This is a genomic window from uncultured Enterococcus sp. (assembly GCF_913775425.1).
Taxonomy (GTDB): domain Bacteria; phylum Bacillota; class Bacilli; order Lactobacillales; family Enterococcaceae; genus Enterococcus_G.
Genome location: NZ_CAJYIS010000072.1, coordinates 1 through 7,497, shown reverse-complemented (window position 1 = coordinate 7,497; position 7,497 = coordinate 1). Strand labels below are relative to the sequence as shown.

General features: G+C 38.9%; 5 protein-coding genes. All 5 read left to right on the top strand.

Going from position 1 to position 7,497, the window contains the following annotated elements; translation table 11 throughout:
• Positions 1–2: 2 nt before the first annotated feature.
• A complete protein-coding gene (kdpA, locus tag QZ413_RS08525; protein ID WP_297079257.1) occupies positions 3–1,667 on the top strand; it encodes a potassium-transporting ATPase subunit KdpA in 1,665 nt (554 codons plus the stop codon).
• A 15-nt stretch (positions 1,668–1,682) separates the two neighbouring features.
• Complete coding sequence (gene kdpB, locus QZ413_RS08520; protein WP_297079255.1) at positions 1,683–3,713, top strand: potassium-transporting ATPase subunit KdpB; 2,031 nt, start codon at positions 1,683–1,685, stop codon at positions 3,711–3,713.
• A gap of 31 nt (positions 3,714–3,744) precedes the next feature.
• The gene (locus QZ413_RS08515) at positions 3,745–4,275 is read left to right on the top strand and encodes a potassium-transporting ATPase subunit C (RefSeq protein WP_297079253.1); all 531 of its coding nucleotides are present in this window, start codon (positions 3,745–3,747) and stop codon (positions 4,273–4,275) included.
• Positions 4,276–4,296: 21 nt separating this feature from the next.
• On the top strand, positions 4,297–6,876 hold the full coding sequence (locus QZ413_RS08510; RefSeq protein WP_297079251.1) for a sensor histidine kinase KdpD: 2,580 nt from the start codon (positions 4,297–4,299) through the stop codon (positions 6,874–6,876).
• Positions 6,877–7,497 (top strand): response regulator transcription factor (locus tag QZ413_RS08505; RefSeq protein WP_297079249.1); only part of this gene is annotated, 621 nt, incomplete at its 3' end.

The window sequence follows — 7,497 nt, the reverse complement described above, 5'->3', positions numbered from 1 at the left end:
TATTGTATCAAGGATTCTTTTTCTTAGTCATATTAGTCCTACTCTCGATCCCATTAGGATGGTACATCAAAAAAATCATGCAAGGAGAGATCCCTAAATGGATGATATGGTTACGTCCACTCGAAAGACTAAGCTACCGTATGATTGGATCGGCTGCTAAGGGTGAGATGTCGGCGAAAAATTATTTATTTGCAGTTTTATCGTTTAGTAGTTGTTCATTGCTTTTTTTGATTGGGTTACTGATGGTCCAACATATATTACCAGGTGGTAGTGGATTGGAGCCTATTTCATTTTCATTAGCACTGAATACGGCTGTTAGTTTTGTGACGAATACAAACTGGCAAGCTTATAGTGGAGAGACAACACTCTCGAATCTTTCGCAAGCGCTTGGATTGACGGTACAAAATTTTGTTTCAGCTGGGGTAGGTTTAGCAGTATTGACGACATTATTTCGTGGACTGATGCAGACGAAAAAAAAGTGTTTAGGAAATTTTTGGCAAGATCTCACTAGAGGGCTTGTTTACCTATTTTTGCCCCTTTCTTTTTTACTGGCTATCCTATTGATTTCGCAAGGAACCGTCCAAACGTTAAGTGCTGGCTTGGAATATAAGACTCTTGAAGGACAAACTTCATGGTTGTATTTAGGACCGGCGGCAAGTCAAATTGCTATCAAGCAATTGGGAACCAATGGTGGGGGATTTTTTGGAGCAAATTCAGCTTATCCGTTTGAAAATCCTACTCTATTATCGAATTTTCTAGAAAACTTAGCGATCTTATTGATTCCTGCAGCATTGATCTGGACATTTGGTTTTTGGGTCAAAGAATGGAAACAAGGACGGACGATCGCGATCGTATCTGTCGTATTTGTTGTATTGGCGTTTATCGGAGTTGGGTTTAGTGAACTGCACGGACCAATGTTTAGCCAAGTTTTAGGTAATGCTAATCTTGAAGGCAAGGAAGTCCGGTTTGGTATCGGATGGTCGAGTTTATGGGCAGTAGCGACCACGGCCGCGTCAAATGGTTCAGTCAATGCGATGTTAGATAGCTTTACCTCTTTAGGCGGCGCGATCCCGATGTTTTTGATGCAATTAGGAGAGATCATCTTTGGTGGTGTAGGTAGTGGATTATATGGGATGTTGGCCTTTTTATTATTAGCTGTCTTTATTGCTGGATTATTAGTCGGTCGCACACCAGAATATTTAGGCAAAAAAATCGATGCATTTGATATCAAAATGGCAAGTATTGTGATTTTGACACCACTACTTTTGACTCTTTTCGGTGCAATGGCACTTACGGTACATCCTCAAATTACCAATTGGCTGACAAATACTGGACCACACGGGTTTAGTGAAGTCTTGTATGGCGCAACATCTTTAGCCAACAATAATGGAAGTGTATTTGCTGGTTTAACTGCGAATACGTCATTTATCAATAGTTTAGGTAGCCTTTTGATGATTTTATCACGCTTTTTACCAATTGTAACGGTCTTATATTTAGCTGAAAATATGGTACAAAAAAAACGAGTGGCACTAAATCAAGGCACGCTCTCGACAGTGAGTCCAACTTTTGTAACGATGTTGATCATTGTGATTTTAGTGATCGGTGCTTTAAGTTTTTTACCAGCTTTAGCATTAGGACCTATCGCAGAATTTTTTACTATCAAATAGACGGAGTGAAGACAGATGAAATCAATTTATCGTTGGGCAATTGGGCAATCTTTTAAAAAATTAGACCCACGACAACAAATTAAAAATCCAGTAATGTTTATCGTATATATCGGTTCGATCATGACGACTGTATTGTGTTTTTATCCAAGTACCATCCCCAACTGGTTCAATATCGCAGTTACAGTCTGTTTGTGGCTGACGTTGTTGTTTGCTAATTTCGCCGAAGCAATAGCGGAAGGTCGTGGCAAGGCGCAAGCGGATAGTTTGAAACAAGCGAAAAAAGAAGTGATGACGTACAAAATCAAGACGTTAGCAGATATCGAGAGACAAGAATTTGATGAAGTTCGCTCCTCTGATTTGATTCGTGGTGATTTAGTATACGTAGCTGCAGGCGAACAAATACCGGCTGATGGAGATGTAATCGCAGGTGCGGCATCAGTAGACGAAAGTGCAATCACAGGAGAATCGGCTCCAGTGATCCGCGAATCTGGTGGTGATCGTAGCGCAGTAACAGGTGGAACGAGAGTCGTATCGGATTATTTGGTGATTCGGGTATCATCTGAAAGTGGAAATTCATTTTTAGATAAAATGATTGCGATGGTCGAAGGGACGAAACGTAAAAAAACACCAAACGAGATTGGGTTACAAATTTTTTTGATTACGTTAACCATTATTTTCTTGGCTGTAGCCATTACATTAGTGCCCTTTACTGCATTTAGTAGTCAGTTATCAGGACAAGGAGAAGCCTTATCGCTGATGATCGTGATCGCGTTGTTGATCTGTTTGGCACCAACAACGATTGGCGCGCTAATTTCTTCTATTGGTATTGCTGGGATGAGTCGTCTAACGAAAGAAAACGTCATTGCTTTAAGTGGACGAGCGATCGAGGCTGCTGGTGATGTCGATATTTTATTACTAGATAAAACGGGAACCATCACATTGGGGAATCGTCGAGCAAGTGAATTTTTACCTGTTAAAGGTGTAAGTGAAGTGGAATTAGCAAATGCTGCTCAACTTGCTTCATTAGCAGATGAAACGGCTGAAGGAAGAAGTATCGTGATCCTAGCTAAAGAACGGTTTGATCTACGTGAACGCACTTTTCAGCAGTCTGAAGTCAAATTTATCGATTTTAGTGCGAAAACAAGAATGAGCGGTATCGATTATCAAGGCGATCAGATTCGTAAAGGTGCTGCAGATACGATGAAGCAATATGTGGTTTCTTTAGGAAGTGACTATCCAAAAGAATGTGATGAAATCGTAGAAAAAATCGCACGTGCGGGGGGGACACCACTAGTCGTTGTAAAAAATGGACAAGTATTAGGTGTCGTCTATCTTAAAGATATTGTCAAAAATGGGGTTAAAGAAAAATTTGCCGATATGCGTAAAATGGGAATCAAAACGATCATGATCACAGGAGATAATCCACTGACTGCTGCCGCGATCGCTGCCGAAGCTGGAGTAGATGATTTTTTAGCGGAAGCGACACCCGAAAATAAAATGGAATTGATCCGTAAGTATCAGGAAAAAGGTCACCTTGTTGCGATGACGGGTGACGGGACGAATGATGCACCTGCTTTAGCGCAAGCCGACGTCGCGATGGCGATGAATACTGGAACGCAAGCAGCTAAAGAAGCAGGAAATATGATCGATCTGGATTCTAGTCCGACCAAATTATTACAAGTTGTTCAAATTGGGAAACAATTATTGATGACGAGAGGTGCATTGACGACATTTAGTATTGCCAATGATATTGCCAAATATTTTGCAGTTATTCCTGTTTTATTTTATGGAATCTATCCACAATTGATCCAATTAAATATCATGGGATTATCTAGTCCGCTGACAGCGATCTTATCGGCAGTCATTTATAATGCGGTGATTATTATTGCGCTAATCCCATTGGCTTTAAAAGGAGTCAAGTATCAGGAGAAACCAGCGAGTCAAATTTTACGTCACAACTTGCTCATCTATGGACTTGGCGGGATTATTGCACCATTTATTTTTATCAAACTCATCGATAGTGTACTTTCACTCATCATAGGATAATTTTTTAGTATAATAGAAAAAGGAGAAGCAGATGAAAAAAGAGATCATGAGTAGTCTACGTTTTTTAATATTTAGTGTGATGTTATTTGGTGGAGTCTACACGCTTTTAGTGACAGGAGTCGGCCAATTGCTCTTTCATACCCAAGCGAATGGTAGTCAAATTGTTGTTGGCGATCAAGTAGTCGGTTCTAAATTAATCGGCCAAACGTTTGAAGAAGACCGTTATTTTTCAGGACGCAGTCAAGAAGTCAGTCAATTAGCACCAAGTTCTGCTACTCAAGAGGAAATAGTCACGAACCGTACAAAAAAAGAATTATTGAAAAATCCATCAGAAACCAAAGTGCCAATCGATTTAGTTACGGCATCGGCTAGTGGAGTTGATCCAGATATTAGCCTTGAGGCAGCAACATTTCAGATTGAACGAATCGCAAAAATACGAAATCTAGCTCCATCTGAAATTTTACAGTTGATCAAATCAAATCAAGAACATGATTGGTTTTCAAATCGTACATTTGTTAATGTATTAAGATTAAATATTGCGCTAAATCAATTGGATCAATAAAAAGACAAAGGGGGTATGGAGGTGGATGGATATGATGCGTATCAACTAGGTACGGAACATCTTGGGAAATTACGAGTGTTTTTTGGTTTTGCAGCTGGTGTTGGTAAGACCTATGCCATGCTGTTGGAAGCTCACGAATTACAAGAAATCGGAAAAAGAGTCGTGATTGGGTATATCGAACCGCACGATCGACCTGAAACCAATCGTTTGATTGCTGGTTTACCACAAATCCCAACGAAAAAAATCCATTACAAGACACTTGAATTATGTGAGCCAGATATCGATCGTATTATTCAAGAAAAGCCAGAAATCGTGTTGATCGACGAATTAGCGCATACAAATGCGCACGGATCACGCAATAAAAAAAGATATCAAGACATTGAAGAGCTATTAAAAGCCGGAATTGATGTTTTGACAACAATCAATGTACAGCATATAGAAAGTTTAAATGATATCGTGACACAAGTGACGGGTATCGATGTGAAAGAAACGGTACCGGATACTTGTTTGCAACACGCCTCGATCAAAGTCGTCGATGTCGAACCAGATGAATTGATCGAACGATTAGAACAGGGGAAAATATATGCTGACCATACTATTCAACAAGCATTAGCTCATTTTTTTATTCCAGAAAAATTAGAAAAGCTACGTGGTTTAGCGATCCAACGAGCTTCTGATCATATCAATCGCATCAGTAGCCAAACATTAGGGATCCAAAGTCATTTACTTACGATCGTATATGATGACTTTCCCAAGATGTCAGAAAAATGTATTCGTTGGACTTCTCGTTTGGCGCAGGGGTTTCGTGCTGAATGGACCGTAATCGATATCCGTACCAAAGAACAAGCGAATTCTTATCATATACTAGCTGAAAAGTTAGGTGCAAAAGTCATGACGATTGAGCTTGAAAATAGTGTCGAAACCATCGTAGAATTTGCGAAATTGACCGGAGTTACAGATATCATCATGGGGAAAAATCTAGGGCAACCGTGGTATGAAAAACTATTTAATGAACCTCTAGAAGATCGTTTACTCAGACAATTACCGAACACTGAATTGCATCTGATTCCATTTCATGAAACCAAGAAATCAAGATGGTTTGAGCTAAAAGCACAAATGACAATAAATGGAAAAGACGCGAGTGTTGCCATCGGTGGTGTCGTCGGTGCGACGTTACTTACAGAAGGAATGAAATTTTTACATGTCGGCGACCAAAATTTGATGCTTGTTTATATTTTCTTTGTCTTGTTGATTGCTCGAGCGACATCCGGCTATCTTTGGAGTGCTATAGCTTCGATTGCTAGTGTTTTAGCGTTTAATTGGTTTTTTGTTGAACCTTTGTATTCGTTGACAGTCTATAAACAAGGCTATCCACTGACCTTATTGATTATGCTCGTTGTGGCATTGATGGTCAGTAATTTAATGGTTCGTTTGAAGAAACAAGTGCAAATGGCTATGGCTAAGGAAAAACAAATGGAAATTTTGTATGAGTTGAATAAACAATTTGTTTTAGTCGATGGTCGTGCACAAATTTTGTCGATTACAGCGACTTATCTCTCTCGCTTGTTATCGAGAGAAGTGGCGATATTTGATCGAGAAGGTCAGCTCGAAACAGTCTGCGTTCATCAAAAGCAAGAGTCAGTATTGTCTGAAAAAGCAGAAGCAGCTGTTGCCTTTTGGAGTGCTAAAAATCAAAAAGAATCAGGTTATGGCACCGATACATTAACTGGAGCGAAAGGATTTTATCTGCCGGTCGCAACACGGGAACGTACATTAGCTGTACTGGGGATCAAATCAAATAGTGAAGTTGCTTTAGAAAATGATCAGTTCAACTATATCAAATTAGTTCTCGCTCAATTAGCAATCGTTTTAGAGCAGAGTGAATTGAAACAAGAAAAAAATGCGATTCAATTCGAAAATGCACAAGAAAAGGTTCGCAGTAACTTGCTTCGAGCGGTATCACATGATTTGAGAACACCTCTAACAGTTATTTCTGGAATTGCTCAAGCTCTAGAAAAAGGAGAAGAATTAGATAGAGAATTGCAAAAGGAATTTTTACAAGATATCCAAATTGAAGCGCAGTGGCTGATTCGAATGGTCGAAAATCTACTGTCGATTACTCGAATCAATAGTACGACTATGGATGTCAAAAAGACAGCTGAACCCGTCGAAGAAATCATGGAAGCTGTTTATCAACATGTCAAAAAAGTATACCCGCAAGCACAAGTTCAGATTCAATTACCAAAAGACATGTTATTTGTACAAGTTGATCCTATTTTGATCGAGCAAGCACTGTTTAATTTAGTTGAAAATGCCTTTCGCCATGGAAAACCAGAGCAAGCAATCATTATTAATATCTATCAACAAGAACAAACGATCGTATTTGAAATTGAAAATGAAGGAGAAATTAAGTTCGAGCAGTTTCAAAAATTACAGGCAAATTTAACTCAAGAAAGTGAAGTGCCGATCGATTCTAAAAATGGATTAGGAATCGGTTTAAGTATTGTAAAAACAATCGTGCACGCGCATCATGGACAGATACGTATAGCGGTTCAACAGCATAAGACCCATGTTCAAATTTTGTTACCAGGAGGCGAATAAATGAAGCAATCGATTTTGTTAGTAGAAGACGATGAAAAGATTATCGCATTTATGGAAGTAATTTTGACACAGGAACATTATCAATTGCATATTGCCATGAATGCTTCAGAAGCTTTGATGATGTTTCAAACAAATACAATCGATTTAGTTTTATTGGATTTAGGACTACCAGATATGGATGGTATCGAATTGTTAAAAATCATCCGGCAACAAATGAGTCTGCCAATATTGATTTTGTCGGCGCGTACGAACGAATTGGAAAAAGTAAAGGCACTTGATCTTGGGGCAGATGATTATATAACAAAACCTTTTGGAACACAGGAATTACTTGCAAGGATCCGTACCGCTACTCGGCGAAATAGTTTGATGTCCGGAACTACTCAAAGTATTGAAAATAAAGATCTACGTATCGATTTTGATAAAAAATTAGTGTATAAAGAAAATCAAGAAATCCATTTAACAAAAAATGAGTATCGTATCCTTGAAGTGATGTTTTTAAATATTGGGAAAATCGTCAATTATCAAACACTGGTGACGAGTGTTTGGGGGCCATATGCAGAGGATCAAAAAACTTTACGTGTGAATGTGTCAAATATTCGTAAGAAAATCGAAGAACAAACA